The 25,043-nt window shown below is 50.3% G+C and carries 20 protein-coding genes; 11 read left to right on the top strand and 9 right to left on the bottom strand.

What is annotated here, in order from left to right:
• Nucleotide 1: 1 nt before the first annotated feature.
• The 7 genes from hisD (at nucleotide 2) to hisIE (ending at nucleotide 6,201) form a co-directional block, all read left to right on the top strand.
• A complete protein-coding gene (hisD, locus tag DMB82_RS08950; RefSeq protein WP_116163530.1) occupies nucleotides 2-1,330 on the top strand; it encodes a histidinol dehydrogenase in 1,329 nt (442 codons plus the stop codon).
• The gene (gene hisC, locus DMB82_RS08945; RefSeq protein WP_102116272.1) at nucleotides 1,327-2,400 is read left to right on the top strand and encodes a histidinol-phosphate transaminase; all 1,074 of its coding nucleotides are present in this window, start codon (nucleotides 1,327-1,329) and stop codon (nucleotides 2,398-2,400) included. Before hisD ends, hisC begins: the two co-directional genes overlap by 4 nt.
• 15 nt (nucleotides 2,401-2,415) lie before the next feature.
• Nucleotides 2,416-3,483 carry a bifunctional histidinol-phosphatase/imidazoleglycerol-phosphate dehydratase HisB gene (hisB, locus tag DMB82_RS08940; protein ID WP_116163446.1) on the top strand — a complete coding sequence of 356 codons (1,068 nt, stop codon included), beginning with the start codon at nucleotides 2,416-2,418 and terminating at the stop codon, nucleotides 3,481-3,483.
• Nucleotides 3,483-4,073, top strand: a complete 591-nt coding sequence (hisH, locus tag DMB82_RS08935) for an imidazole glycerol phosphate synthase subunit HisH (protein WP_102116270.1) — start codon at nucleotides 3,483-3,485, stop codon at nucleotides 4,071-4,073. The genes hisB and hisH overlap by 1 nt, the downstream gene beginning before the upstream one ends.
• Nucleotides 4,074-4,079: 6 nt before the next feature.
• Nucleotides 4,080-4,817 (top strand): 1-(5-phosphoribosyl)-5-[(5-phosphoribosylamino)methylideneamino]imidazole-4-carboxamide isomerase, encoded by a 738-nt coding sequence (hisA, locus tag DMB82_RS08930; protein ID WP_102116269.1) that lies wholly within the window; start codon nucleotides 4,080-4,082, stop codon nucleotides 4,815-4,817.
• The gene (gene hisF, locus DMB82_RS08925; RefSeq protein WP_116163448.1) at nucleotides 4,799-5,575 is read left to right on the top strand and encodes an imidazole glycerol phosphate synthase subunit HisF; all 777 of its coding nucleotides are present in this window, start codon (nucleotides 4,799-4,801) and stop codon (nucleotides 5,573-5,575) included. The genes hisA and hisF overlap by 19 nt, the downstream gene beginning before the upstream one ends.
• Before the next feature lie 62 nt (nucleotides 5,576-5,637).
• A complete protein-coding gene (hisIE, locus tag DMB82_RS08920) occupies nucleotides 5,638-6,201 on the top strand; it encodes a bifunctional phosphoribosyl-AMP cyclohydrolase/phosphoribosyl-ATP diphosphatase HisIE (RefSeq protein ID WP_230857614.1) in 564 nt (187 codons plus the stop codon).
• Nucleotides 6,202-6,263: 62 nt separating this feature from the next.
• Here hisIE and DMB82_RS08915 read toward each other — a convergent pair whose 3' ends face one another.
• From DMB82_RS08915 to serC, 6 genes are all read right to left on the bottom strand, one after another.
• A complete protein-coding gene (locus DMB82_RS08915; protein ID WP_116163450.1) occupies nucleotides 6,264-8,126 on the bottom strand; it encodes an amidohydrolase in 1,863 nt (620 codons plus the stop codon).
• Nucleotides 8,127-8,425: 299 nt separating this feature from the next.
• Entirely contained in the window at nucleotides 8,426-8,710 is a 285-nt protein-coding gene (gene ihfB / locus DMB82_RS08910; protein ID WP_005967571.1) for an integration host factor subunit beta, read from the bottom strand.
• 89 nt (nucleotides 8,711-8,799) lie between these two features.
• On the bottom strand, nucleotides 8,800-10,473 hold the full coding sequence (gene rpsA, locus DMB82_RS08905; protein ID WP_095701896.1) for a 30S ribosomal protein S1: 1,674 nt from the start codon (nucleotides 10,471-10,473) through the stop codon (nucleotides 8,800-8,802).
• Between the two features lie 116 nt (nucleotides 10,474-10,589).
• Nucleotides 10,590-11,267, bottom strand: a complete 678-nt coding sequence (gene cmk, locus DMB82_RS08900) for a (d)CMP kinase (protein WP_102116266.1) — start codon at nucleotides 11,265-11,267, stop codon at nucleotides 10,590-10,592.
• A gap of 221 nt (nucleotides 11,268-11,488) precedes the next feature.
• Nucleotides 11,489-12,778, bottom strand: coding sequence for a 3-phosphoshikimate 1-carboxyvinyltransferase (gene aroA, locus DMB82_RS08895; protein ID WP_116163452.1), 1,290 nt, complete (start codon nucleotides 12,776-12,778; stop codon nucleotides 11,489-11,491).
• A gap of 81 nt (nucleotides 12,779-12,859) precedes the next feature.
• Entirely contained in the window at nucleotides 12,860-13,945 is a 1,086-nt protein-coding gene (gene serC, locus DMB82_RS08890; protein WP_102116264.1) for a 3-phosphoserine/phosphohydroxythreonine transaminase, read from the bottom strand.
• Nucleotides 13,946-14,274: 329 nt separating this feature from the next.
• Between serC and ycaO the strand changes: the two genes are divergently transcribed.
• The 4 genes from ycaO (at nucleotide 14,275) to pflA (ending at nucleotide 20,688) form a co-directional block, all read left to right on the top strand.
• A complete protein-coding gene (gene ycaO, locus DMB82_RS08885; protein WP_102116263.1) occupies nucleotides 14,275-16,038 on the top strand; it encodes a 30S ribosomal protein S12 methylthiotransferase accessory factor YcaO in 1,764 nt (587 codons plus the stop codon).
• Nucleotides 16,039-16,477: 439 nt separating this feature from the next.
• On the top strand, nucleotides 16,478-17,338 hold the full coding sequence (gene focA / locus DMB82_RS08880) for a formate transporter FocA (protein ID WP_116155638.1): 861 nt from the start codon (nucleotides 16,478-16,480) through the stop codon (nucleotides 17,336-17,338).
• Nucleotides 17,339-17,395: 57 nt separating this feature from the next.
• A complete protein-coding gene (gene pflB / locus DMB82_RS08875) occupies nucleotides 17,396-19,678 on the top strand; it encodes a formate C-acetyltransferase (protein WP_116163454.1) in 2,283 nt (760 codons plus the stop codon).
• Nucleotides 19,679-19,947: 269 nt separating this feature from the next.
• The gene (gene pflA / locus DMB82_RS08870; RefSeq protein ID WP_102116260.1) at nucleotides 19,948-20,688 is read left to right on the top strand and encodes a pyruvate formate lyase 1-activating protein; all 741 of its coding nucleotides are present in this window, start codon (nucleotides 19,948-19,950) and stop codon (nucleotides 20,686-20,688) included.
• Between the two features lie 88 nt (nucleotides 20,689-20,776).
• Here pflA and DMB82_RS08865 read toward each other — a convergent pair whose 3' ends face one another.
• From DMB82_RS08865 to DMB82_RS08855, 3 genes are read right to left on the bottom strand one after another with little or no spacing between them, the layout of a single operon-like run.
• The gene (locus DMB82_RS08865) at nucleotides 20,777-22,345 is read right to left on the bottom strand and encodes a hydantoinase/oxoprolinase N-terminal domain-containing protein (RefSeq protein ID WP_116163456.1); all 1,569 of its coding nucleotides are present in this window, start codon (nucleotides 22,343-22,345) and stop codon (nucleotides 20,777-20,779) included.
• Between the two features lie 10 nt (nucleotides 22,346-22,355).
• The gene (locus DMB82_RS08860; protein ID WP_116163458.1) at nucleotides 22,356-23,465 is read right to left on the bottom strand and encodes a DUF917 domain-containing protein; all 1,110 of its coding nucleotides are present in this window, start codon (nucleotides 23,463-23,465) and stop codon (nucleotides 22,356-22,358) included.
• 37 nt (nucleotides 23,466-23,502) lie between these two features.
• A complete protein-coding gene (locus DMB82_RS08855) occupies nucleotides 23,503-24,807 on the bottom strand; it encodes a cytosine permease (protein WP_116155642.1) in 1,305 nt (434 codons plus the stop codon).
• Between the last annotated feature and the right edge of the window lie 236 nt (nucleotides 24,808-25,043).

Genomic DNA, 25,043 nt, shown 5'->3' with positions numbered 1-25,043 from the left:
GATGGCTGACAACACCAAAAGCACTGGCAGCTTCAGCACGCTCGTCGACTGGCAACGCTGTTCAGTTGAAGAACAGCGTCAGCTACTGACTCGTCCGGCGATTTCCGCGTCAGATCGCATTACCGCTGTCGTGAGCGATATTCTGGCAAACGTGAAAAGCCGTGGTGATGGCGCGTTACGTGACTACAGTGCACAGTTCGATAAGGTTCAGGTCAATGCGATTCGCGTGACCGAGGCCGAGATTACCGCCGCCTCCACTCGTCTGGGCGATGACGTCAAACAGGCGATGGCGATCGCCGTGCGTAATATCGAGACATTCCACAACGCGCAAAAGCTGCCGATTGTCGATATCGAAACACAGCCGGGCGTACGTTGCCAGCAGCTCACGCGCCCTATCGCAACCGTCGGGCTGTATATTCCTGGGGGCTCAGCCCCGCTGCCGTCAACCGTGCTGATGCTGGGAACACCTTCACGCATCGCAGGCTGCGGCCGCGTGGTGCTGTGCTCACCGCCGCCGATTGCCGATGAAATTCTGTATGCTGCACAGTTGTGCGGCATCAAAGAAGTCTTTCAGCTCGGAGGGGCGCAAGCGATTGCCGCGATGGCATTTGGCACCGAGAGCGTGCCGAAAGTGGATAAAATCTTTGGCCCCGGCAACGCCTATGTGACAGAAGCCAAGCGGCAGGTTAGTCAGCAACTCGATGGCGCGGCCATTGATATGCCTGCTGGGCCATCCGAAGTATTAGTGATCGCCGACAGCGGCGCGACGCCCGCGTTTGTCGCCTCCGACCTGTTGTCGCAGGCAGAACACGGTCCGGATTCACAGGTCATCCTGCTCACGCCTGACGCAGCAATGGCCAAAGCCGTGGCGGACGCCGTTGAAGAGCAGCTCACACAACTGTCCCGTGCGGACATCGCGCGTCAGGCACTTGCCAGCAGCCGTGTCATCGTCGCGCGTGATTTGGCACAATGCATTGAAATCAGCAATCAATATGGCCCAGAGCACCTGATCATCCAGACGCGCGACGCCGAATCACTGGTTGATAGCATCACCAGCGCGGGTTCCGTGTTCCTTGGTGACTGGTCACCGGAATCCGCGGGCGACTACGCCTCCGGCACCAACCACGTTCTGCCGACCTATGGCTATACCTCGACCTATTCAAGCTTGGGTTTAGCCGATTTCCAGAAACGCATGACCGTACAGCAGCTCACGCCGCAGGGGTTACTGCAACTGGCGCCGACCATAGAAATATTGGCACAGGCCGAACAGCTGACTGCCCACAAAAACGCCGTTACCCTGCGTGTTGCAGCACTGAAGGAGCAAGTATGAGCAGCATTGAAGAATTGGCACGCGCCAACGTCCGTGCGTTGACCCCCTACCAATCTGCCCGTCGTCTGGGTGGGAACGGCGATGTCTGGCTGAATGCCAATGAATATCCGGAAGCACCAGCATTTCAGTTAACGCTACAGACGCTGAACCGCTACCCGGAATGTCAGCCGGTCATGGTGATCAACCGTTACGCTGAATATGCTGGCGTAACGCCTGAGCAGGTTCTGGTCAGCCGCGGTGCCGACGAAGGTATCGAGCTGCTGATCCGCGCGTTCTGCGAACCGGGGAAAGATGCCATCCTGTTCTGTCCGCCAACCTATGGCATGTACGCCGTCAGCGCTGAGACGTTTGGCGTCGAACGTCGCACCGTAGCCAGTAAATCAGACTGGCAGTTGGATCTCGATGCGATTGAAGCACAGTTAGACGGCACTAAGGTCATTTACGTATGTAGCCCGAACAACCCAACCGGCAACCTGATTGCACGGGAGGATTTACGCCAGTTGCTCACGCTGGCACAGGGCAAAGCGTTGGTCGTTATTGATGAAGCCTACATTGAATTCTGTCCGCAGGCGACCACCTCGGTCTGGCTGGACGAATTCCCACATTTGGTGATTCTGCGTACCTTGTCCAAAGCCTTTTCACTCGCTGGATTGCGCTGTGGCTTCACGCTAGCGAACCCTGAGGTCATTCAGCTTCTGCTGAAGGTGATTGCCCCTTACCCGCTGTCTACCCCAGTGGCAGATATCGCCGCGCAGGCGCTGAGTCACGAAGGGATCGCTAAAATGAAGGCGAATGTTGAGGAAATTACCTCCACTCGCCGCTGGCTGAGCGATGCCTTAAAAGACATTCCCTGCATTGAAGAAATCTTCCCCAGTGAGAGTAACTATCTGCTGGTGCGCTTTACCGCCTCCCCCTCTGTATTTAAAACGCTGTGGGATCAAGGCATTATTCTGCGTGACCAAAATAAGCAACCGAGCCTAGCAGGCTGTTTGCGCATTACTATCGGCAACCGCTACGAATGTGAACGCGTTGTTGCTGCATTACAATCATTGCCGGGCATCAACGCTTAATTTTAAGGAGCTCACGTGGGCCAGAAATACCTCTTTATCGACCGTGACGGAACATTGATTGCTGAACCGCCTGAAGATTTTCAGGTTGACCGTCTGGATAAACTGGCGCTGGAACCAGATGTCATTCCCTCGCTGCTGGCGCTGCAAAAAGCGGGCTATACGCTGGTGATGATTACGAATCAGGATGGGTTGGGAACCGAGAGCTTTCCGCAGGAAACCTTCGATCCACCGCACAACCTGATGATGCAGATTCTGACATCGCAGGGCATCCGTTTTGAGCAAGTGCTGATCTGCCCGCATCTGCCGGCGGATAACTGCACTTGCCGCAAGCCCAAGACTGAACTGGTCACTGCCTATTTGAATAATGGCCTGATGGATGTAGCAAATAGCTACGTCATCGGCGATCGCCAGACCGATATCCAACTGGCACAAAATATGGGCATAACCGGCCTCCTCTACCAACGCGGTGCACTGAATTGGCAAGCGATTACCAACCAGTTAACCAAGCGTAACCGCCACGCACATGTCAACCGCGTCACGCGTGAAACCGCAATTGACGTGAACGTCTGGCTGGATCAGGAAGGCGGCAGCAAGATCAACACCGGCGTCGGCTTCTTCGATCACATGTTGGATCAAATCGCCACCCACGGTGGATTCCGCATGAACATTGAGGTGAAAGGCGATCTATATATCGACGATCACCACACGGTAGAAGATACCGGTCTGGCGCTGGGCGAAGCCCTGAATAAAGCGCTGGGTGACAAACGCGGCATTGGCCGCTTTGGCTTCGTCCTGCCGATGGATGAGTGTCTGGCACGCTGTGCGCTGGATATTTCAGGCCGTCCGCATCTGGAATACAAAGCGGAGTTCAGCTACCAGCGCGTCGGCGATCTGAGTACGGAAATGGTCGAACACTTCTTCCGCTCACTGTCTTATTCCATGGCCTGCACGCTGCACCTGAAAACCAAAGGGCGTAACGATCATCACCGTGTGGAAAGCTTGTTCAAAGTCTTCGGACGCACGCTGCGTCAGGCCATTCGCGTCGAGGGTGACACGCTGCCGAGCTCGAAAGGAGTGCTCTGATGAAGGTCGTCATTCTTGATACCGGCTGCGCTAACCTCTCTTCGGTGACCTACGCCGTGCAGCGGTTGGGGTACACGCCCATTGTGAGCCGCGAGGCCGAGATTGTCCTACAAGCGGACAAGCTGTTTCTGCCGGGCGTTGGCACCGCGCAGGCGGCGATGAATCAACTGGAAGAACGTGAACTGATCGCGCTGATCAAAGCCTGTACTCAACCTGTGCTCGGTATTTGCCTCGGCATGCAGTTGTTGGGCACAAACAGCGACGAAAACGGCGGTATCCCCACGCTGGGGATTGTCGACACGCCAGTGAAAAAGATGGTTGACCACGGCTTACCGCTGCCGCATATGGGCTGGAACCAGGTCATTCCAAAGGCCGGGCATCGTTTGTTCCGCGATATCGATGACGGGGCCTATTTCTATTTCGTTCACAGCTATGCCATGCCGGTCTGCGAAAACACGATTGCACAAGCCAACTATGGCGAAGCCTTCACCGCTGCGCTGGAAAAAGATAACTTCTTTGGCGTGCAGTTCCACCCTGAGCGTTCGGGTGCTGCGGGCGCGCAACTGCTGAAAAACTTTCTGGAGATGTAGAGCGTCATGATTATTCCCGCATTAGATCTGATTGATGGACAGGTTGTCCGTCTACATCAGGGTGATTATGGCCAACAGCGCCAGTACGGCAGCGATCCGCTTCCCCGTTTACAGGATTATCAGCAACAAGGGGCTGGCGTGTTGCATTTGGTGGATTTAACCGGTGCAAAAGATCCTTCTGCCCGCCAAATCCCATTGTTAACCACGCTGTTGGCAGGCGTTAGCGTACCGGTTCAAATCGGCGGCGGTATCCGCACCGAACAGGACGTGGAAGCGTTATTAAAAGCCGGAGCCAGCCGTGTCGTCATCGGCTCCACCGCCGTTAAGCAGCCGGAACTCGTTCAACAATGGTTCACCCGCTACGGCGCAGAAGCGCTGGTGCTGGCGCTGGACGTGCGCATCGATGCTAACGGCACGAAGTTCGTCGCTATCAGCGGCTGGCAGGAAAATTCAAACGCCACGCTTGAGCAGGTCGTCGAACAATATCTGCCGTTTGGTCTGAAACATGTGCTGTGCACTGACATTTCTCGTGACGGTACGCTGAGCGGCTCCAACGTCGAGCTCTATCGTGAAATCAGCCAGCGCTACCCGCAGATTGCCTTTCAGGCATCCGGCGGCATCGGTAATCTGACGGATATCGCCAATTTACGCGGCAGCGGTGTGCAGGGTGTGATCGTGGGTCGTGCGCTGCTGGAAGGTAAATTCAACGTCGCGGAGGCTATTTCATGCTGGCAAAACGGATAATTCCCTGTCTGGACGTGCGTAACGGTCAGGTCGTCAAAGGTGTACAGTTTCGCAACCACGAAATCATCGGCGACATCGTCCCACTGGCGCAGCGCTACGCGCAGGAAGGGGCCGATGAGTTAGTCTTTTATGATATCACCGCCTCTTCCGATGGCCGTGTAGTCGATAAAAGCTGGGTATCCCGCGTCGCGGAAGTGATTGATATTCCGTTCTGCGTGGCGGGCGGCATTAAAAGCGTGGAAGAAGCAGGTCAGATCCTCTCTTTCGGCGCGGATAAGATTTCCATCAACTCACCGGCGCTGGCCGACCCTGAGCTGATTACCCGACTGGCTGACCGCTATGGCGTCCAGTGCATCGTTGTTGGGATTGATACCTGGCACGATGCTGCGACGGGCCGCTACCATGTCAATCAGTACACTGGCGATGAAGCGCGCACCAAAGTCACCACCTGGGAAACGCTGGATTGGGTTGAAGAAGTGCAAAAGCGTGGCGCGGGTGAGATTGTCCTGAACATGATGAATCAGGACGGCGTGCGCAACGGCTATGATTTACACCAGTTAAATCTGGTGCGTAATGTCTGTCATGTCCCGCTTATTGCTTCCGGCGGCGCAGGCACCATGGAACATTTTCTGGATGCATTCCAAACCGCCCACGTTGATGGCGCGCTGGCTGCATCGGTGTTTCACAAGCAAATTATTAATATTGGCGAACTGAAACAATATCTTAAGCAACAGGGTGTGGAGATTCGAGTGTGTTAAGCGAAGCAGTTTTTCTAAACGACGAACAACGAAACCAACTCGATTGGGAAAAAACGGACGGTATGCTGCCAGTTGTCGTGCAACATGCCGTATCCGGTGAAGTGTTGATGCTGGGCTACATGAATCAGGATGCCTTACAGGCCACAGAAAAGAGCGGCAAAGTGACGTTTTTTTCGCGTACCAAGCAGCGTCTGTGGACTAAAGGCGAATCTTCCGGCCATTTCCTGAATGTCGTCTCTATTACGCCAGACTGCGATAACGATACACTGCTGATTCTGGTTAACCCTATCGGACCAACCTGTCACCTTGGCACCAGCAGTTGCTTCTCGCCTGCTGCCAGCGACTGGACGTTCCTCTATCAGCTAGAGCAACTGCTAGCCGAGCGTAAGCATGCTGACCCAGATAGTTCTTACACTGCGCGTCTGTATGCCAGCGGCACCAAGCGCATTGCGCAGAAAGTCGGTGAGGAAGGATTGGAAGCGGCATTAGCAGCAACGGTGCATGACCGCGAAGAACTGACCAACGAAGCCGCGGATTTGATGTACCACCTGCTGGTGCTGTTGCAGGATCAGGATTTAGATCTGGCGACGATTATCAATCGCCTGAAAGCCCGTCATAATAAGTAAGTCAGTTCCCTGCGTTATCGCTTGCTGATAACGCGGGGCTTTATGATGGCAACATCGCCGTGTTAGCTTGAGTACACCTTACGCCCCCCTTTCCAGGTTTCCAGAACCGGAATATCACGCATACCTTTCACGGGATTATTTTTATCTGCTGAATCATAGGTCAGCGGGGAATCTGCCAGAATAATAAAATCAGCACATTTACCAGCGACCAACGATCCGACCCATTGATCTGCATGACACTGCCAGGCGGCATCATAAGTTGCGGCTTTAAGCGCGGCGAAACGGGAAATCCGCTCTTGCTCGCGCAACACAGCAGGAGTCACCTGTTGAGGTGCGCCTTCCATAACACGAGAAATCGCCTGTTCCATCATGCGCAGCGGGCCAAGCGGTGTAACACCATTATCGCTGTGTAGCGTAATCCTCATCCCGTGATTAAGAGCGGATTGGCAGCGATCAAGGTGATTAGCGCGATCCTCTCCCAGAATGGTTTGCTGGAATGCCCAGCCCCAATACCCCACATGACCAATTAAGAAACTGGGGGAAATACCGAGCTGTTTCATTTCCACAAGATGATCGTCAGTGAGCAGGGAGGCATGTTCCAAACGATCCCGCCGCAGTTCGTAAGTATCTGATGTCACGCCAGCCAGTTTAAAAGACGCTAAGGTCAGCTTGATGGCTTCATCGCCATTCGTATGAATCATCAATGACCAGTTTTTATCTACAACGTTCTGCACCAGCGTATTGATATTAGTGGATGGGTCAAAGTTGAAGGCACCGACATTATCCACGCTCGGCGTTTTTTCATAGAGGTGATTACAGCAGTACGGGGTGGATTGATACCCCGTCAGCCCTTGGTTTGAACCATCTGAAATAACCTTGATATACGGCAAGTGAAAGTGTTCATCTCCATACCCCGGAGAGTAATAATTCACCACTTTATTTTCAAAATCCTCACTACTCGTAACAATCAGCGCACCGCCTATACGCACCGGACAAATCGAAAGATGAGCCCATTTGTCAAGAAAACCAACTTGATCGAAGCCAGGCTTATCGCCTTTTGGTTCAACACCCGCATCGAGCATATAAGTCACGCCACGTTTACTCGCCAAAGCAAACAGTTTGCTCATTGAGGCAATGAGCTTTACCGCCAATTCCGTTTTAGGGTAGCTACTGACCATGACATTTAGCACTGGCTGGATACCAACTATTTCCTTAAGGATACCGTTTTCGCTGATAGGTGGGACAAGGGGTGGTTTATCTGCATAATAGTCTTTAACACACTTAATCGCTGCATGATTGATATAAGCAAGATGCATCGAGGCATTGAGGACAAATACCGGTTGGAGTGTCGTGATTTTATCGAGAGCATCAGCATCAAATGCCTTATTTCCCTCAACAAACAGCGATGGATCAGCACCAAATCCGATAAGCCATTTATCGGATTTATGCGGTAACGCCTTCTCCTGTAGATGGGATATCACCCAGCTACGGTTATAACTTTTGCGTAATTTTTGCTCTTCAAATGGGCTAACATCATTACCAATACCAGAAAGCATCGCGGAGCTAGTGATGTGGACATGCGGCTCAATCAACCCCGGTAACAGCGTTTGTTTGCCTGATAATTGATGCTCAGACGTGTTTTTCGGCATTTTGGCTTTCACATCCTGATACGAACCCGTCGCAACCACCAGTCCGTCACGAATGCCCATGGCCTCAACTGCAACTTCCTTCCCATCCTCTAACGTCAGAATAGCTTCTCCAGGGCTCCCATCCTTATTTGGTGCGGAACGGAATAGCTTCGTTTCAATATGTAGGCTGTTCTCCCCCTCAGGGATCTCAACTGGCGTATCGGGGAAAAATGATTTCCACAGAGGGCTACAGCAGGAACAGCTTATGCTACCGGAATGGCCACATGCTTCACTCATACACTTTCCTTATTTAGAGGTAACGCATTAGAAATGTTAATGTACCGAATAAAAAATAGGCAATTAAATTAGAAGCGTCAACGTCCAAGCAGTTGAAAATCAAAAAATTCATATTTCGTGTGCTGGCGATCACTTAGAAACGTGAAGGGCAAAAAGGAAGCGTATTACGTGGGATCGCATTCTGATGAGTAATCAGCTCGAAGCATCAATAGTGGGAAGTTTGGAGAGAACAAGAGCGATAAATGTAAAAAAGCACCCGAGATGGGTGCTTTTATAAGGCTGGTATTTAAGACTAACGATTAGCCGTAAATATTAGCGCGGTCGCGGAGTTCCTTACCTGGCTTAAAGTGAGGGACGTACTTACCTTCCAACTCAACTTTGTCACCCGTTTTCGGATTACGACCTACACGCGGTGCACGGTAGTGAAGTGAAAAACTGCCAAACCCACGGATTTCAATACGGTCGCCTTCGGCTAGCGTAGAAGCCATTTGTTCGAGCATTTCTTTCACTGCATCCTCAACCACTTTGGCTGGGATATGAGATTGCTGTCCAGCAAGCCTTTCAATAAGTTCAGACTTGGTCATAGCTCCTCCAAGTGCGGTTATCAATAACCAGGATAACTGACTACCGTTACAAGAATGAGCAATTTACGTTGCTCATTCCACCGTAGTGATTACTCGCCTTTAGCTGCTTTGAACGCTTCTGCCATCGCGCTGGAGAAATTGTTTTCTTCCGGCTTGTTGTTAACAGTTGCGATTGCATCTTTCTCATCAGCTTCGTCTTTCGCACGAACAGACAGGCTAACAACGCGGTTTTTACGATCAACACCGGTGTATTTCGCTTCAACGCTGTCGCCAACGCTCAATACCAGAGTTGCATCTTCAACGCGGTCACGAGAAGCGTCAGAAGCACGCAGATAGCCTTCAACACCGTCTGCTAATTCAACTGTAGCACCTTTGGCGTCAACTGCTGTAACTTTACCAGTAACAATAGCACCTTTCTTGTTAACAGACAGGTAGTTATTGAACGGGTCTTCAGACAGTTGTTTCACACCCAAGGAGATACGCTCGCGCTCTGCGTCAACCTGCAGAACAACAGCGGCGATTTCATCACCTTTCTTGAATTCGCGAACGGCTTCTTCGCCAGCCACGTTCCAAGAGATGTCGGACAGGTGAACCAGACCGTCGATGCCGCCGTCCAGACCGATGAAGATACCAAAGTCAGTGATAGACTTGATTTTACCTTCAACGCGGTCACCCTTGTTGTGGGTTTCTGCGAACAGTTGCCATGGGTTAGATTTGCACTGTTTCAGGCCCAGAGAGATACGACGACGTTCTTCGTCGATGTCCAGAACCATGACTTCTACTACGTCGCCAACGTTAACAACTTTGGATGGGTGGATGTTTTTGTTGGTCCAATCCATTTCGGAAACGTGCACCAGACCTTCAACGCCTTCTTCGATTTCAACGAAGCAGCCGTAGTCAGTCAAGTTGGTTACGCGGCCAGTCAGACGCGTGCTTTCTGGGTAACGCTTAGCGATAGCGACCCATGGATCTTCGCCCAGCTGTTTCAGACCCAGAGACACACGGGTACGTTCGCGGTCGAATTTCAGCACTTTAACAGTGATTTCGTCGCCCACATTGACGATTTCGCTTGGATGTTTAACACGTTTCCAAGCCATATCAGTGATATGCAGCAGGCCATCAACGCCGCCCAGATCAACGAATGCACCGTAGTCAGTAAGGTTCTTAACGATACCTTTAACTTCCATGCCTTCCTGCAGGTTTTCCAGCAGTTGATCGCGCTCAGCACTGTTTTCAGATTCGATAACTGCACGGCGGGAAACAACAACGTTGTTGCGTTTCTGATCCAGCTTGATAACTTTGAACTCAAGCTCTTTGCCTTCCAGATGCAGCGTGTCGCGAACCGGACGAACGTCTACCAGAGAACCTGGCAGGAACGCGCGAATGCCGTTCAGCTCAACAGTGAAACCGCCTTTAACTTTACCGTTGATAATACCGGTAACCGTTGCAGCTTCTTCGTAAGCTTTTTCCAGCGTCAGCCATGCTTCATGACGTTTAGCTTTTTCGCGAGAAAGCAGCGTTTCACCGAAGCCATCTTCGATAGCGTCCAGAGCAACGTCAACTTCATCACCAACCTGAATTTCCAGTTCGCCCTGTGCGTTCTTGAATTGCTCTACCGGAATAGCAGATTCAGATTTCAGACCGGCGTCAACCAGTACGACATCTTTATCAATAGCAACAACAACACCACGTACGATGGAACCAGGACGGGTTTCGATTTCTTTCAGGGATTCTTCAAAGAGTTGAGCAAAAGATTCAGTCATGTTTGATAATCTTAAGGGTTTCAATTTAACGTCCATCTGGCATCCTGCTCGATGGGGTTGTTTAACATGCCCCGCTGTGCATCCTTACAGCGAGGTAAAAATTTAGTTTTTTGTGATTACGCTAAAATTTCGCGGGCATAAGCCAACGCGCGCGCTATCACTTCATCGATCGTCATTTCCGTTGAATCCAGCACCAACGCATCGGCAGCAGGCACTAACGGCGCAACAGGGCGGCTACGATCGCGCTCATCCCGTTCTTTTATCTCAGACAAAAGACGTTCAAAGTTAACATTAAAGCCCTTCCCCTGCAACTGTAGCATGCGACGTTGTGCGCGTTCTTCCGCACTGGCATCCAAAAAAATCTTCACGGGTGCATCAGGAAAGACGACCGTTCCCATGTCTCGGCCATCAGCAATCAACCCCGGAGCCTCGCGAAATGCACGCTGCCGACGTAATAATGCTTCACGAACGCGAGGAAAAGCCGCGGCCTGAGACGCCGTGTTACCTACCGCTTCAGTCCGAATTTCATGGCTAACGTCTTCGCCTTCCAGGATGACTTTCAGTTGCCCATCTTCTGCAACAAAACGCACATCGAGATGAGAAGCCAGCGGAACCAGCGCATCTTCCGAACTGATATCCACATGGTGGTGCAATGCCGCCAGAGCCAAAACACGATAGATAGCCCCCGAGTCCAGCAGGTTCCATTGTAAAGCTTCAGCCAATGCCTTACACAAGGTACCTTTGCCTGCGCCGCTCGGTCCGTCAACCGTAATTACCGGTGCCATTACCGCCATTTCTCTCTCCTTTAATACTGGGAAGTTCCGCTTATGCCGTTTTATGGCATTACGGAGCATCATTATACGCATCAATACAGAGAAAGGTTACCCCAATGCCGGAATGGCGCGAAAAATAAGACATTTTCTGAACGCGGTACGCAATTTCAGAAGAAATGCTGAGCGTAGCTTGGAGAAATCGATAGAGAAAAAAGGCACGGAAACCGTGCCTTAGAGAGAGATCAGGCTAGCTCGCTGAGGCGTGCCAGCTGTTCGAAGTAGTCCGGGAAGGTTTTAGCCGTACATTTCGGATCCAGAATCGTAACTGGCGTATCCGATAGCGCGACCAGCGAGAAACACATCGCCATACGGTGATCGTTGTACGTGCCGATTTCTGCCACTTTTAGCTTAGTCGGCGGCGTAATGCGAATGTAGTCATTACCCTCTTCAACTTCCGCGCCAACTTTACGTAGCTCAATCGCCATTGCCGCCAGACGATCGGTTTCTTTCACGCGCCAGTTAAAGATATTACGCAGCGTGGTAGTACCACCCTGCGCGAAAAGCGCCGCCGTCGCGATAGTCATCGCAGCATCAGGAATGTGATTCATATCCATGTCGATCGCGTGCAGCTCACCGCGTTCACATTCAATATAATCCTCACCCCAGCGCACGGTTGCTCCCATTTTTTCCAGCACATCAGCAAAGCGAATGTCGCCCTGTACGCTATTACGGCCTACGCCGGTCACACGCACAACACCGCCTTTAATCGCCGCGGCAGCCAGGAAGTAAGAGGCTGATGACGCATCACCTTCCACCAGATAGTCACCCGGTGAGCGATACTGCTGGCGACCCGCCACGAAGAATCGCTGATAGTTTTCATGACGCACTTCAATACCAAACGCTTTCATCATATGCAGCGTGATATCGATATACGGTTTGGAAACCAGATCGCCCTGAATGCTGATTTGCGTATCCTGCGTAGCCAGAGGCGCGGTCATCAGCAGCGCAGTCAGGAACTGGCTTGATACACTGCCATCTACGCTGATTTCGCCGCCCTGAAAACCACCGTGCAGACGAAGCGGTGGGTAATTTTCCTGCTCCAGATAGTCAATTTTCGCCCCGCCCTGACGCAGTGCATCGACCAAATGCCCGATTGGGCGCTCTTTCATCCGCGGTTCGCCTGTCAGCACAATATCGCCATCGGTCAGACACAGTGCGGCAGCCAGTGGACGCATCGCGGTACCAGCATTCCCTAAAAACAGTTCCAACGGTTGCGATGCCGTAAACGCACCACCCAGCCCCGAAATCTCACACACAGCCCGGTCAGACGACAGGTGGTAGTCCACTCCCAACGCCGTTAGAGCGGTAAGCATATGGCGGACATCGTCACTGTCTAACAGGTTAGTCAGCCGGGTCTTTCCTTCAGCCAAGGCCGCCAGCAAAAGCGCACGGTTAGAGACGCTTTTTGAGCCAGGAAGGTTAAGGGTACCGTTAATCAGTTTGATGGGTTGTAGCGTCAGGGATTCCTGCATGTAAAGCCTATTCTTTCAACGTGGACATAAAAACCCCGGAAAGTCCGGGGCTGATCAAAATGTATCGAGGGGCGGTCTTAATCAACCGTGGCGACGCGCGAAGTCAGCCATAAATTCCGTCAGCGCTTTCACGCCTTCCAGCGGCATCGCATTGTAGATAGAAGCACGCATGCCGCCCACTACGCGATGACCTTTCAGCGCGTGCAGACCCGCAGCAACGGATTCTTCCAGGAAGACTTTATCCAGCGCAGAGTCCGCCAGCAGGAACGGCACATTCATGCGAGAACGGTTCGCTACCGCGACGTCATTACGATAGAAATCGTTACCATCAATCGCGCTATACAGCAGGTCGGCCTTCTCTTGGTTACGTTTTTCCATTTCAGCCAGACCGCCGTACTCTTTCAGCCATTTGAAGACCATGCCGGACAGGTACCAGGCAAAGGTCGGTGGCGTGTTAAACATGGAGTCATTGTCCGCCAGAACCTGATAATCCAGAATCGATGGCAGCTCACGGCGCGCTTTGCCCAGCAAATCGTCACGCACGATGACTAGCGTCAGACCGGCCGGGCCGATATTTTTCTGCGCACCGGCGTAGATCACACCATAGCGACTGACGTCAATACGGCGAGACAGAATGCTGGAAGAATAGTCGGCGACCACAATTTTATCGCCAAAATCCGGCTCTTCTTCGATCGCAATACCGTCAATGGTTTCATTCGGACAGTAATGCACAAACGCCGCGTCATCAGACAATTTCCATTCACGCATCGGCTTAATGCCGCGCAGATCGCCTACACGCGTTTTCACGTCAATCACGTTAGGTGTGCAGTATTTTTCTGCTTCATTGATTGCGCTGTGGGCCCAATATCCACCGTCGATGTAGTCGGCTGTTGAGCGTTCGCCCAGGAGGTTTAACGGCACTGCGGCGAATTGCGCACGCGCACCACCGTGGCAAAAGAGCACTTTGTAGTTGGAGGGGATTTTCAGCAAATCACGCAGATCTTGTTCGGATTCAGCGGCAACCTGCATAAACTCTTTACTGCGGTGGCTGATTTCCATGACCGATGTACCCAGGCCATTCCAATTACACAATTCCTGTTCAGCACGACGCAGTACTTCAACCGGCAGCATTGCTGGACCGGCGCTAAAATTAAAAATCTGAGTCATTTCCCCTCACCACACCTGAAAAATAGCGGCTCTTTTTATCACCGTTGTTACAAATACCATTTTTATAAACCTGACGGTTATAAAAATACCGCTGTTACAAGATAGTAGTTATAACGGAACAACCGCCATAACCACACTACTTTTACCCTGCTATCGGTTTTATCACTCGTCAATCGCGGCTGCAACGCTTATTGCGCTTTCATTATGCAAAACGGCACGTTACGCAGCCTGTTCTTTTTCACTGTTGCCGATCTGTTATGAATAAATAGAGTCTGGGCAGAAAAATCCGTATCATGCCGCTTCCGCTAATCTCGATAAGAGTGAACACCATGACTCAAACGTTTATCCCAGGCAAAGACGCCGCCCTGGAAGATTCCATCGCCCGTTTTCAACAACAGCTCCAAGACCTGGGGTTTAACATCGAAGAAGCGTCATGGCTGAACCCGGTGCCAAATGTCTGGTCTGTCCATATTCGAGACCGCGATTGCCCGCTCTGCTTCACTAACGGCAAAGGCGCCAGTAAGAAAGCGGCACTTGCTTCCGCGTTAGGCGAGTATTTCGAGCGTCTGTCCACCAACTATTTCTTCGCTGACTTCTATCTCGGCAAGACGATCGCCAACGGTGATTTCGTTCACTACCCGAATGAAAAATGGTTCCCGATTCCAGAAGATGATGCGCTACCGGAAGGTATTCTGGATGCCCGTCTGCATCAGTTTTACGATCCTGAGCAGGAACTGAGCGCCAGCGATCTGATCGATCTGCAATCTGGCAATGCCGACAGAGGCATTTGCGCACTGCCGTTTACCCGTCAATCCGATCAGCAAACCGTTTATATCCCGATGAATATCATCGGTAACCTGTACGTATCTAACGGGATGTCCGCAGGTAACACCGCCAACGAGGCCCGCGTTCAGGGGCTGTCTGAAGTGTTTGAGCGCAGCATCAAGAACCGCATCATTGCCGAATCCATCAGCCTGCCAGAAATTCCGCAAGAGGTGCTGAACCGCTACCCAGGCGTGGTGGAAGCGATTGCAACGCTGGAAAAAGAAGGTTTCCCGATTTTCTCTTACGATGCCTCACTGGGCGGGAAATATCCGGTTATCTGCGTGGTGCTGTTTAATCCCGCCAACGGCACCTGCTTTGCCTCCTTCGGCGCGCACCCTGACTTCGGCGTGGCGCTGGAGCGTACCGTTACCGAGCTGCTGCAAGGCCGTGGCCTGAAAGATTTAGACGTGTTCACCCCACCGACGTTCGATGATGAAGAAGTTGCCGAGCACGCTAATCTGGAAACCCACTTTATCGACTCCAGCGGTCTGATCTCTTGGGATATGTTCAAGAAAACAGCGGATTATGAGTTTGCCGACTGGAGCTTTAAAGGGTCGACGGAAGAAGAATTCGCTACATTGATGGCGATCTTCAAGCAGGAAGATAAAGAAGTCTACATTGCTGACTATGAGCATCTGGCCGTTTATGCCTGCCGCATCATCGTACCGGGAATGTCGGACATCTACCCTGCCGACGATCTGTTGCTGGCCAATAACAGCATGGGTGCTCACCTGCGTGACACGCTGCTGGCGCTGCCTGACAGCAAATGGGAAAAAGAAGACTATCTGACGCTGTTGCAACAGTTGGATGACGAAGGTCTGGATGATTTCACCCGCATACGCGAGCTGCTTGGCATTGCCACCGGCAAAGATAATGGCTGGCTCACTCTGCGCGTTGGCGAATTGAAAGCCATGCTGGCTCTGGCTGGAGGCGATCTGGATCAGGCGCTGACCTGGACAGAGTGGACGCAAGATTTCAACGACTCCGTCTTTACGGCACAGCGCAGCAATTATTACCGTTGCCTGCAGACCCTGCTGTTACTGGCGCAAGAGCCTGAGCGCGATCCGGCAGAATATTACGATGCCTTCACCAAAATGTACGGCAGTGAGACCGTCGATGCCGCTAGCGCTGCGGTTGCTGGCGAAGCCTGCTTCTATGGTCTGTTTGCCGTGGATGACACCTTTAGCTCTTTACCTGCACACCAATCGCTGCTGGCTGCCTATGAAAAACTGCAACAGGCGAAACGTCGTTATTGGCAAGCAAAATAATGCCAGAATGATGAAATCAGCACGCGTTTTATATCGATGAGTGCGATCGAGTACAAATAGCAACCGAGAAATAGCCCTTTATCTTAAAGGGCTATTTTATTGTCCAAAGGGCAATATTTATTATTCGTAATGTATAATTAGAATATTGTTATTGAATGGTGAATTTTTAATTAAATTACATCAACAAGGTGGTACTGAAATTCTACAAAACATGATTTTTATTAACGCTAAATCGGTAGGTTTAACGTATGCCATTCAACTCTTTTTGTAAAATTTAAAATATTTTTTTATTATAAAATTCAATAAATTAACAATAAAATCTCGGTATTTCACCCTCCCCACCAACCTGTTAATTTCTTGCAATATGATCCACGTCAAATTTTACCGTATACTGCTTTGTTAGTATCTCAACGCTGATAATTTTTAAGAGAGAGTTAGTGTGAAAGCTGACAACCCCTTTACTCTATTACTTCCGGCCGCTATGGCAAAAGTTGCTGAAGACGCCGGAGTCTATAAAGCTACCAAACAACCGTACACGACGTTTTATTTAGCGATCACTGCGGGGGTGTTTATTTCGATCGCCTTCGTCTTTTATATTACGGCTACCACGGGGACCGCAACGATTCCTTTCGGCATCGCGAAGTTGATCGGTGGTATCTGTTTCTCCCTTGGCCTCATGTTGGTGGTCGTCTGCGGTGCAGACTTGTTTACCTCAACCGTTCTCATCGTGATTGCCAAAGCCAGTGGACGTATTACCTGGAAGCAACTAGCCTGTAACTGGGCAAATGTCTATGTCGGCAACCTGATTGGCGCGCTTTTCTTCGTTGGACTTATCTGGTTCTCGGGAGAGCATATGGTCGCAAACGGTGCGTGGGGGCTTAATGTCCTGAAAACAGCTGAACACAAACTTGAACACACGTTTGTTGAAGCGCTGTGTCTGGGTATTCTGGCCAACCTGTTGGTTTGTCTGGCCGTGTGGATGAGTTATTCCGGCCGTACGCTTACAGACAAAATGTTTGCCATGATTCTGCCTGTCGCCATGTTTGTTTCCAGCGGCTTTGAGCACAGTATCGCCAACATGTTCATGATTCCTATGGGCATCGTTATCAAAAATTTTGCGACCCCAGAATTCTGGGATGCCATTGGCATGGTGCCGTCTCAGTTTGAACATTTAACCGTTAGCCACTTTATTACCGACAATCTGATTCCCGTCACCCTAGGGAACATCATCGGCGGTGGCGTAATGGTCGGTTTGACATATTGGGTAATTTATTTGCGCGGTGGAGACAAGCACCACTAAGGTGCAATCGGCCGCAACGTCGGGTTTTAAGAAATCCATATCAAAGGTAGGTGTAAAATGACCGAGCTGAATGAAAAATTGGCCAATGCATGGCAAGGCTTTAGCAAAGGTGAATGGCAGGATAACGTCAATGTTCGTGACTTTATCCAGAAAAACTACACGCCGTATGAAGGTGATGAGTCTTTCCTGGCTGGCGCAACTAAAGCGACCTCAGCGCTGTGGGACAGCGTTATGGAAGGCATCAAACAGGAAAACCGTACTCACGCGCCTGTTGATTTTGATACCAATGTTGCTGCAACTATTACGTCTCACGACGCGGGATACATCAACAAAGGTCTGGAAAAAATCGTTGGTCTGCAGACTGACGCTCCGCTGAAACGTGCGTTAATTCCGTTCGGCGGCATCAAAATGGTTGAAGGTTCATGCAAAGTTTACGGCCGTGAACTGGATCCTCAACTGAAAAAAATCTTCACCGAATACCGCAAAACGCACAACCAAGGCGTATTCGATGTTTACACCCCAGATATCCTGCGTTGTCGTAAATCAGGCGTTCTGACCGGTCTGCCAGATGCTTACGGCCGTGGTCGTATCATCGGTGACTACCGTCGCGTTGCGCTGTACGGTATCGACTACCTGATGAAAGACAAGTTTGCCCAGTTCACTTCTCTGCAATCCAAACTGGAAAACGGAGAAGATCTGGAAGCAACAATCCGTCTGCGTGAAGAAATTGCTGACCAGCATCATGCGCTGAGCCAAATTAAAGAAATGGCCGCTAAATATGGCTGTGACATTTCTGGCCCAGCAGCGACAGCTCAGGAAGCCGTGCAGTGGACTTACTTCGGTTACTTGGCTGCGGTGAAATCACAGAATGGTGCGGCAATGTCCTTCGGACGCGTCTCCACCTTCCTCGATATCTACCTTGAGCGCGACCTGAAAGCAGGTAAAATCACTGAAGAAGAAGCTCAGGAAATGATTGACCATCTGGTCATGAAACTACGTATGGTTCGTTTCCTGCGTACGCCTGAGTATGATGAGCTGTTCTCTGGTGACCCAATCTGGGCAACAGAATCTCTGGCAGGTATGGGTCTGGATGGTCGTACTCTGGTTAGCAAAACCAGCTTCCGCTTCCTGAACACCCTGTACACCATGGGGCCGTCTCCAGAACCAAATATGACCATTCTGTGGTCTGAAAAATTGCCGCAAAGCTTTAAAAACTATGCAGCTAAAGTCTCCATCGATACCTCTTCTCTGCAATACGAGAATGACGATCTGATGCGTCCTGACTTTAACAATGATGACTACGCGATTGCGTGTTGCGTAAGCCCGATGATCGTTGGCAAACAAATGCAGTTCTTTGGTGCGCGTGCAAACCTGGCAAAAACTATGCTGTACGCGATCAACGGCGGCGTCGACGAAAAACTGAAAATGCAGGTTGGTCCGAAATCAGCCCCGATCAAAGGCGACGTTCTGAACTTCGACGAAGTGATGGAGCGTATGGATCACTTCATGGATTGGCTGGCTAAACAATACGTCACCGCTCTGAATATCATTCACTACATGCATGACAAATACAGCTACGAAGCGTCGCTGATGGCACTGCATGACCGTGACGTATTCCGTACCATGGCGTGTGGTATCGCGGGTCTGTCTGTTGCTGCTGACTCCCTGTCTGCCATCAAATATGCCAAAGTTAAACCCATTCGTGATGAAGATGGCTTGGCTATCGACTTTGATATCGAAGGTGAATATCCACAATTCGGTAACAACGATTCTCGCGTAGATGAACTGGCTTGTGATCTGGTTGAACGTTTCATGAAGAAAATTCAGAAACTGAATACCTACCGTGGTGCAACACCAACGCAGTCTGTTCTGACCATCACCTCTAACGTGGTATATGGTAAGAAGACGGGTAACACGCCAGATGGCCGCCGTGCAGGTGCGCCGTTCGGACCAGGTGCTAACCCAATGCATGGCCGCGATCAGAAAGGCGCCGTGGCTTCTCTGACTTCCGTTGCTAAACTGCCGTTTGCTTACGCGAAAGATGGTATTTCTTATACCTTCTCCATCGTCCCTAACGCGTTAGGTAAAGATGACAATGTGCGTAAAGCTAACCTTGCCGGCCTGATGGATGGTTACTTCCACCACGAAGCCAGCATCGAAGGCGGTCAGCACCTGAACGTCAACGTCATGAACCGTGAAATGCTGCTTGATGCGATGGAAAACCCAGAGAAATATCCGCAGTTGACCATTCGTGTATCTGGCTACGCAGTGCGTTTCAACTCACTGACGAAAGAACAGCAACAAGACGTCATCACCCGTACTTTCACACAGTCAATCTAATTTCCATGGCTGTCTGAAAAGGCGTAAAATAAAGGCTCCACGTCAGTGGGGCCTTTTTCTCGCCCTCACTTATCGTTCAGGGTGTTAGCCTGTTTTGCCAGCCCGCTATGTTGCCCTCATCATGTGGATGGCTTGCAAAACAGATTCGACGCAGCATCTGTCACACGGTGTTTTTCTGTCAGAAATTCCTGCCAGATTGGTACCTGCTTTCTCATGACTGCGCTCATAAAGACCGCTATTGTCCGGTCAAATTTGGAGAAAACCTCGCAATGTCAGTAATCGGTCGCATCCACTCCTTTGAATCCTGTGGCACCGTCGATGGCCCAGGCATCCGTTTCATCATCTTCTTTCAGGGCTGCCTGATGCGCTGCCTGTATTGCCATAACCGTGATACTTGGGATACGCACAGCGGTAAGGAAGTCACGGTTGAAGAACTCATGAAAGAAGTCGTGACCTACCGCCACTTTATGAATGCATCCGGCGGCGGCGTAACGGCATCCGGCGGCGAGGCTATTCTCCAAGCCGAATTTGTGCGCGACTGGTTCCGTGCCTGTAAGGCTGAAGGTATCAACACCTGTCTGGACACCAATGGCTTCGTGCGCCGCTACGATCCCGTCATTGACGAGCTATTAGACGTCAGCGATTTAGTGATGCTCGACCTGAAGCAAATGAATGACGACATACACCAAAATTTAGTTGGCGTATCCAATCACCGTACTCTGGATTTCGCTCGCTATCTGGCAAAGCGCAACCAACGTACCTGGATACGTTATGTGGTTGTGCCCGGCTGGTCTGACGATGATGCGTCCGCACATAAGCTGGGCGAATTCACCAAAGACATGACGAACATCGAGAAAATTGAGCTTCTCCCCTACCATGAGCTTGGTAAACACAAGTGGATCGCGATGGGCGAAGAGTACAAATTAGACGGCGTTAAACCGCCGAAGGCCGATACAATGGATCGCGTTAAATCGATTCTTGAAAGCTACGGTCACAAGGTCATGTACTAACCTCTGACGTTTTCTGAAAAATAGCGCGCTCAGGGCGCGCTATTTACATTTTAGCGGGTAGATATCATAACGGTGTTAATACGCTGCGCTACGCCAAAGTCCCTGCTGCCTTGATTTTCACCTGTACCGCATTCCCCGGCAGATAAGCCAACGGAATTTCCTGATAGTCGATGATTTCAACACTGCCTGCCCTAGCGCCCATCTCTTCTGCAAGACAAATGGTTTGCTGCTGCAATTCGTTTTTTATCTTTTCACGATCGTTATCCGGCATTTTAACCACACGTTCGATCTGTGCGCCCACCGCCCCTAACGCCACACCCACCGCATTAGCCGCATCAAAATTCTGCGGACGCACGACCTGGCTGACACCGGATAAAACGTCAGGCAGCAAAATACTGCCGCCGCCAACAAGCACTGCGGGAATAGCCGTGCTTGACGATTTAATCCGATCGATAGCGCTTTCCACTTTCTCAATCATCTGACGATAAGCCTGCTGACAAAATGCATTATCCAGCTTGGGTAGCGGACGAGGAAGATCCGCAATCCATCGTTCACGATGTAGTTGTAGCATGATGTCGCTGAGCGTTAACGTCTCACCGCCGAAGCTGAGGCCCTGTTCAAGCAGACGATAGCCGACACTATCCGGCCCAAGGGTAAGTTTTCCATCCTGAGACTGCCGAACGCAGGTTCCACCGCCAATGCCGATAGAAATAATGTCTGGCATCCTGAAATTCGTCCGTACATCGCCGACTTCAACGGCAATTGCCGATTCACGCGGGAAACCATTCACCAACACGCCAATATCTGTCGTCGTCCCGCCAACATCGATAATCAGCGCATTATCCAGTCCAGAAAGGTGGCACGCTCCGCGAATCGAGTTCGTTGGTCCACAGGCCATCGTCAGAATAGGGTATTGCTTCACCATACTCTCGGACATCAATGTGCCATCGTTTTGCCCGAAAAATGGCGTAGCCTTGATACCGTGCCGCACTAACGCTTGCGTAAAGCCGTTAACAAAACGGTTCGCGGTGCTTTGCAACGACGCATTCAGGATGGTCGCGTTTTCCCTTTCCAGTAATCCCGTGCTGCCTATCCGGTGGGATAACGACACGGAAACCGCTGGCAATGCCGCACTCACCCACTGGGCAACCTTCAGTTCCTGTTGATTGTTTACGGGGGAAAATACGCCACAGATAGCCACGCTATCGACATGGCCGCGCATTTTGTCACAAACTGACAGCACTTCATCCCGCAGTACAGAATGAATCTCTCGACCATCAAATTCATAGCCGCCATGAATCTGGTAGAAATGCTCGCCTAACGCCCTTTGCCACTCGTCATCCCAGCCACACAGCGGCGGGACGCTATCGCTACTTGGCAGGCTCAGGCGCAATAATCCTACGCGATCCAGCCCTTTTCGCTCAACAATCGCATTGGTACATTGGGTTGTACCCAACATCGCATAGCGAATATGCTGTGGTGCGATGCCAGACTGCGCCAATACTTCCGCAATCGCCCGTTCGATGCCGCTGTAGATATCCAGACTGGTAGGAAATTTGGCGGTCGCAATGCAGCGCAGGTTAGCATCTAAAATTGCCGCATCCGTGTTGGTGCCACCGACATCAATCCCGAGTCGGTAATCATTTTTATGTAACATCGGGAAAGCCTCAGCGATTTGCAAGCCGTTCTATCGGCACATACTGCACCGGATAACCGAAATACTCCGGCCCCGCAACGTCAATCCCTTTTGGCGTTCGCCACTTGTCATTGCACGGATAGGCAATCACATCGACTCGCTGCCCATAACGTAAATGTTCCGTGATAATCGGACGTCCGGTTTCACTATCTACTATGGAGATTAAATCAGGCACAACGGCCAGCAGATTATCCTGCGTAGGATCTTTCACCTGTGATGAGCGATAAGCCAACAATAACTCATTCTGAAAAAGTACCGTAAACGATTCGCCTTTATCGTTCCCCATACCATCCAGCACTACGTTGCCCCGCGCAAAACCGCCATCTGTGCGCCGAGCTACATCAACAATCTTTCCTGATGCAACGACATGGCCATTCAACACTGTGAGTAGAGATTGTACTGGATGGCTGCCTGACTTGTGAGCCAGACGAAGCATTTTTCCGATATCCTGCGCTAGCGTCAGCGTGCCTTTGATGGCGCTACGCTTAAGTTGGCTACCGCGCAAGGGGTAATCACACATCGCGCAAGCGGCGCCCATTTGCTCCACAATTGAGCGGGCCAGCCGTTCCGACCACATGCCATCAATGGGATTAAGAATAACCGTATTACCTTTCTCATCAGCTAACGTATTGGGCGCCGAAGGTAAGCCATCAAGAAAAAAAGTCACCATCTGTGCTTCGGGAAAAGCTCTCCCCATCGCATCGCAATCGATAACAGGTAACCCTTTTGCGGCCGCAACTACTAACGGTATTAACGAATTGATGCCACCGACTTCGATAGGAAAGGTCGCCGTAATAGGTCGATCAAGCGCCTTTTCCATCGTGTCAAATGCTCGAACGAATTGACTTGCTGACATGATTTTTTCTACAACAACCGTCGTTGCACCGATCATGCTACAAGGAACAAATATATCGTCGTCTTTAATTTCATCTAAACCGAATACAGGAATCTTATCCGCATTTTTTAATGCGTGCTTTGCCATTAAAGAACCTACATACGGATCACCGCCGCCTCCTGTACCGAGAACAGCGGCCCCTAGTGCTATATCATCAATTATTTGTGCATTAATATAACGAGACATATCCTACCCAAGATCTCGTGTTATCTGCATAACACGTTCAATCTGCCAATTGAGGAAAAAATTTATGTATGCCGATATACATCGCCATACTGACGATTACGCCATCCAGGGCAGAGATCGAGCTTATCGTAAATAAATCGAAAAAATCAGGGGAGGTCAACAGGCTCACAATACTACCGAGTGACCACGATATAGCCGCCGTCACATTCAAGAATGATGCCTCTGATACATTTTTCTGCAAACGTGAGGATTTAATAAAATAATATTCGACAAGATAGACACCTGCGATAGGAGAAATCAATACACCAAGCAGTGACAAAAATTGAGTAAAATTATTAATCATACCGTTGTAGGCTAACAGCAAACCGGCAATAGCCATTAGTACAACCAATACTGGCCGAGATAGCGTTCGAATAACAACAGATAGTCCCAGTGATGCAGAAACCAGATTGGTACTATTCGTTGTCCACTGTGCAAAAATAAGTACCACAATAGCAGACATGCCCAAACCGATACTGAAGAACACTTCAACGAGATCCTCTGTACCAACCAAATGAGTCAGAATGAGTGCAACTAATATGGTTGAGCTATTGCCTAAAAAGAATCCTAAACCAGCGCCGAGAAACGCGTCTTTGCGTGTTTTGGCATAGCGGGCAATATCCGGTGACATCACTGCAGATACTATCCATATAGAAACTACGTAAGAGATAGCGCTTCCCATGCTAATTGGCGCTTTAATTATCGGAATCGGTATTTCTGAATGATTACTTGCGGCTAAAACCAAACCTGTAATGATCAATATCAGCATTAATGGCACACTGAATATACTCAGTTTGCCCAATGCCCTAACGCCCCAAATAGCGGTAGAGATCATCAGCACCATACCGAAAACCAAAATAAGGAAACGTCCAGGTTCTAATTGATAATGTAGCAATGATTTTTGCAGCATTACGCCAAAAAAATCGAGTTGAAAAGCAAACCAGCCAATCAATGATACAGCAGAGAAAATACCGATGATCTTTCCACCGAGGCGTCCAAAAACGGAGATACTCAGTAGCGTTGTTGATAATCCGCATCCATAACCGACGTTAGCACATAATGCTGCCAACACACCTAAAAAGGCGGAACCGATAAGCGTGGCACTAACAGCCTGAGAAAAAGGTAACCCACCGCTTAAGAAAGCGCCAAGAAATAGGCCTGAAATGTCAATTCCCATTGCCAGCCATATTAAAGCGATAACATACCAACTTTTTCTGGCTTCAGCAGGAACAGGGCCGTATTCGTAATCATAGATTTGCCGTCCCTGTTGTTCTTTTTCAGGCACAGCATTCCCTTGAGACATAATTCCTCCATTAAATAAGCAGCAAATAATTATTGTATCGTTGTGATATTTTATAGAGGTTGTCTGGCGGCGTATAGAACAATGGTGTCGTTAGCAAGCTAACAACACCATTGTGCTGATGAGAGACCCTGATGTGACGCATAAAACCACACTTTTTGTGGCAACCACACCAGTGATGTGGCGTAAGAATAAGATAAATGGGTTTCATATCGATTAATACAGATATATTTTGATGT

Source organism: Pectobacterium aquaticum (assembly GCF_003382565.3).
GTDB classification, from domain to species: Bacteria; Pseudomonadota; Gammaproteobacteria; order Enterobacterales; family Enterobacteriaceae; genus Pectobacterium; species Pectobacterium aquaticum.
The sequence above is the reverse complement of the archived record's forward strand: the minus strand, read 5'-3'. Positions and strand labels throughout refer to the sequence as shown.

Excerpts from the sequence above, each read along its gene's own strand:
- hisD (WP_116163530.1), top strand. The coding sequence starts at position 2 with ATGGCTGACAACACCAAAAGCACTGGCAGCTTCAGCACGCTCGTCGAC.
- hisC (WP_102116272.1), top strand. The coding sequence starts at position 1,327 with ATGAGCAGCATTGAAGAATTGGCACGCGCCAACGTCCGTGCGTTGACC.
- hisH (WP_102116270.1), top strand. The coding sequence starts at position 3,483 with ATGAAGGTCGTCATTCTTGATACCGGCTGCGCTAACCTCTCTTCGGTG.
- hisA (WP_102116269.1), top strand. The coding sequence starts at position 4,080 with ATGATTATTCCCGCATTAGATCTGATTGATGGACAGGTTGTCCGTCTA.
- hisF (WP_116163448.1), top strand. The coding sequence starts at position 4,799 with ATGCTGGCAAAACGGATAATTCCCTGTCTGGACGTGCGTAACGGTCAG.
- hisIE (WP_230857614.1), top strand. The coding sequence starts at position 5,638 with ATGCTGCCAGTTGTCGTGCAACATGCCGTATCCGGTGAAGTGTTGATG.
- DMB82_RS08915 (WP_116163450.1), bottom strand. The coding sequence starts at position 8,126 with ATGAGTGAAGCATGTGGCCATTCCGGTAGCATAAGCTGTTCCTGCTGT.
- ihfB (WP_005967571.1), bottom strand. The coding sequence starts at position 8,710 with ATGACCAAGTCTGAACTTATTGAAAGGCTTGCTGGACAGCAATCTCAT.
- rpsA (WP_095701896.1), bottom strand. The coding sequence starts at position 10,473 with ATGACTGAATCTTTTGCTCAACTCTTTGAAGAATCCCTGAAAGAAATC.
- cmk (WP_102116266.1), bottom strand. The coding sequence starts at position 11,267 with ATGGCGGTAATGGCACCGGTAATTACGGTTGACGGACCGAGCGGCGCA.
- aroA (WP_116163452.1), bottom strand. The coding sequence starts at position 12,778 with ATGCAGGAATCCCTGACGCTACAACCCATCAAACTGATTAACGGTACC.
- serC (WP_102116264.1), bottom strand. The coding sequence starts at position 13,945 with ATGACTCAGATTTTTAATTTTAGCGCCGGTCCAGCAATGCTGCCGGTT.
- ycaO (WP_102116263.1), top strand. The coding sequence starts at position 14,275 with ATGACTCAAACGTTTATCCCAGGCAAAGACGCCGCCCTGGAAGATTCC.
- pflB (WP_116163454.1), top strand. The coding sequence starts at position 17,396 with ATGACCGAGCTGAATGAAAAATTGGCCAATGCATGGCAAGGCTTTAGC.
- pflA (WP_102116260.1), top strand. The coding sequence starts at position 19,948 with ATGTCAGTAATCGGTCGCATCCACTCCTTTGAATCCTGTGGCACCGTC.
- DMB82_RS08865 (WP_116163456.1), bottom strand. The coding sequence starts at position 22,345 with ATGTTACATAAAAATGATTACCGACTCGGGATTGATGTCGGTGGCACC.
- DMB82_RS08860 (WP_116163458.1), bottom strand. The coding sequence starts at position 23,465 with ATGTCTCGTTATATTAATGCACAAATAATTGATGATATAGCACTAGGG.
- DMB82_RS08855 (WP_116155642.1), bottom strand. The coding sequence starts at position 24,807 with ATGTCTCAAGGGAATGCTGTGCCTGAAAAAGAACAACAGGGACGGCAA.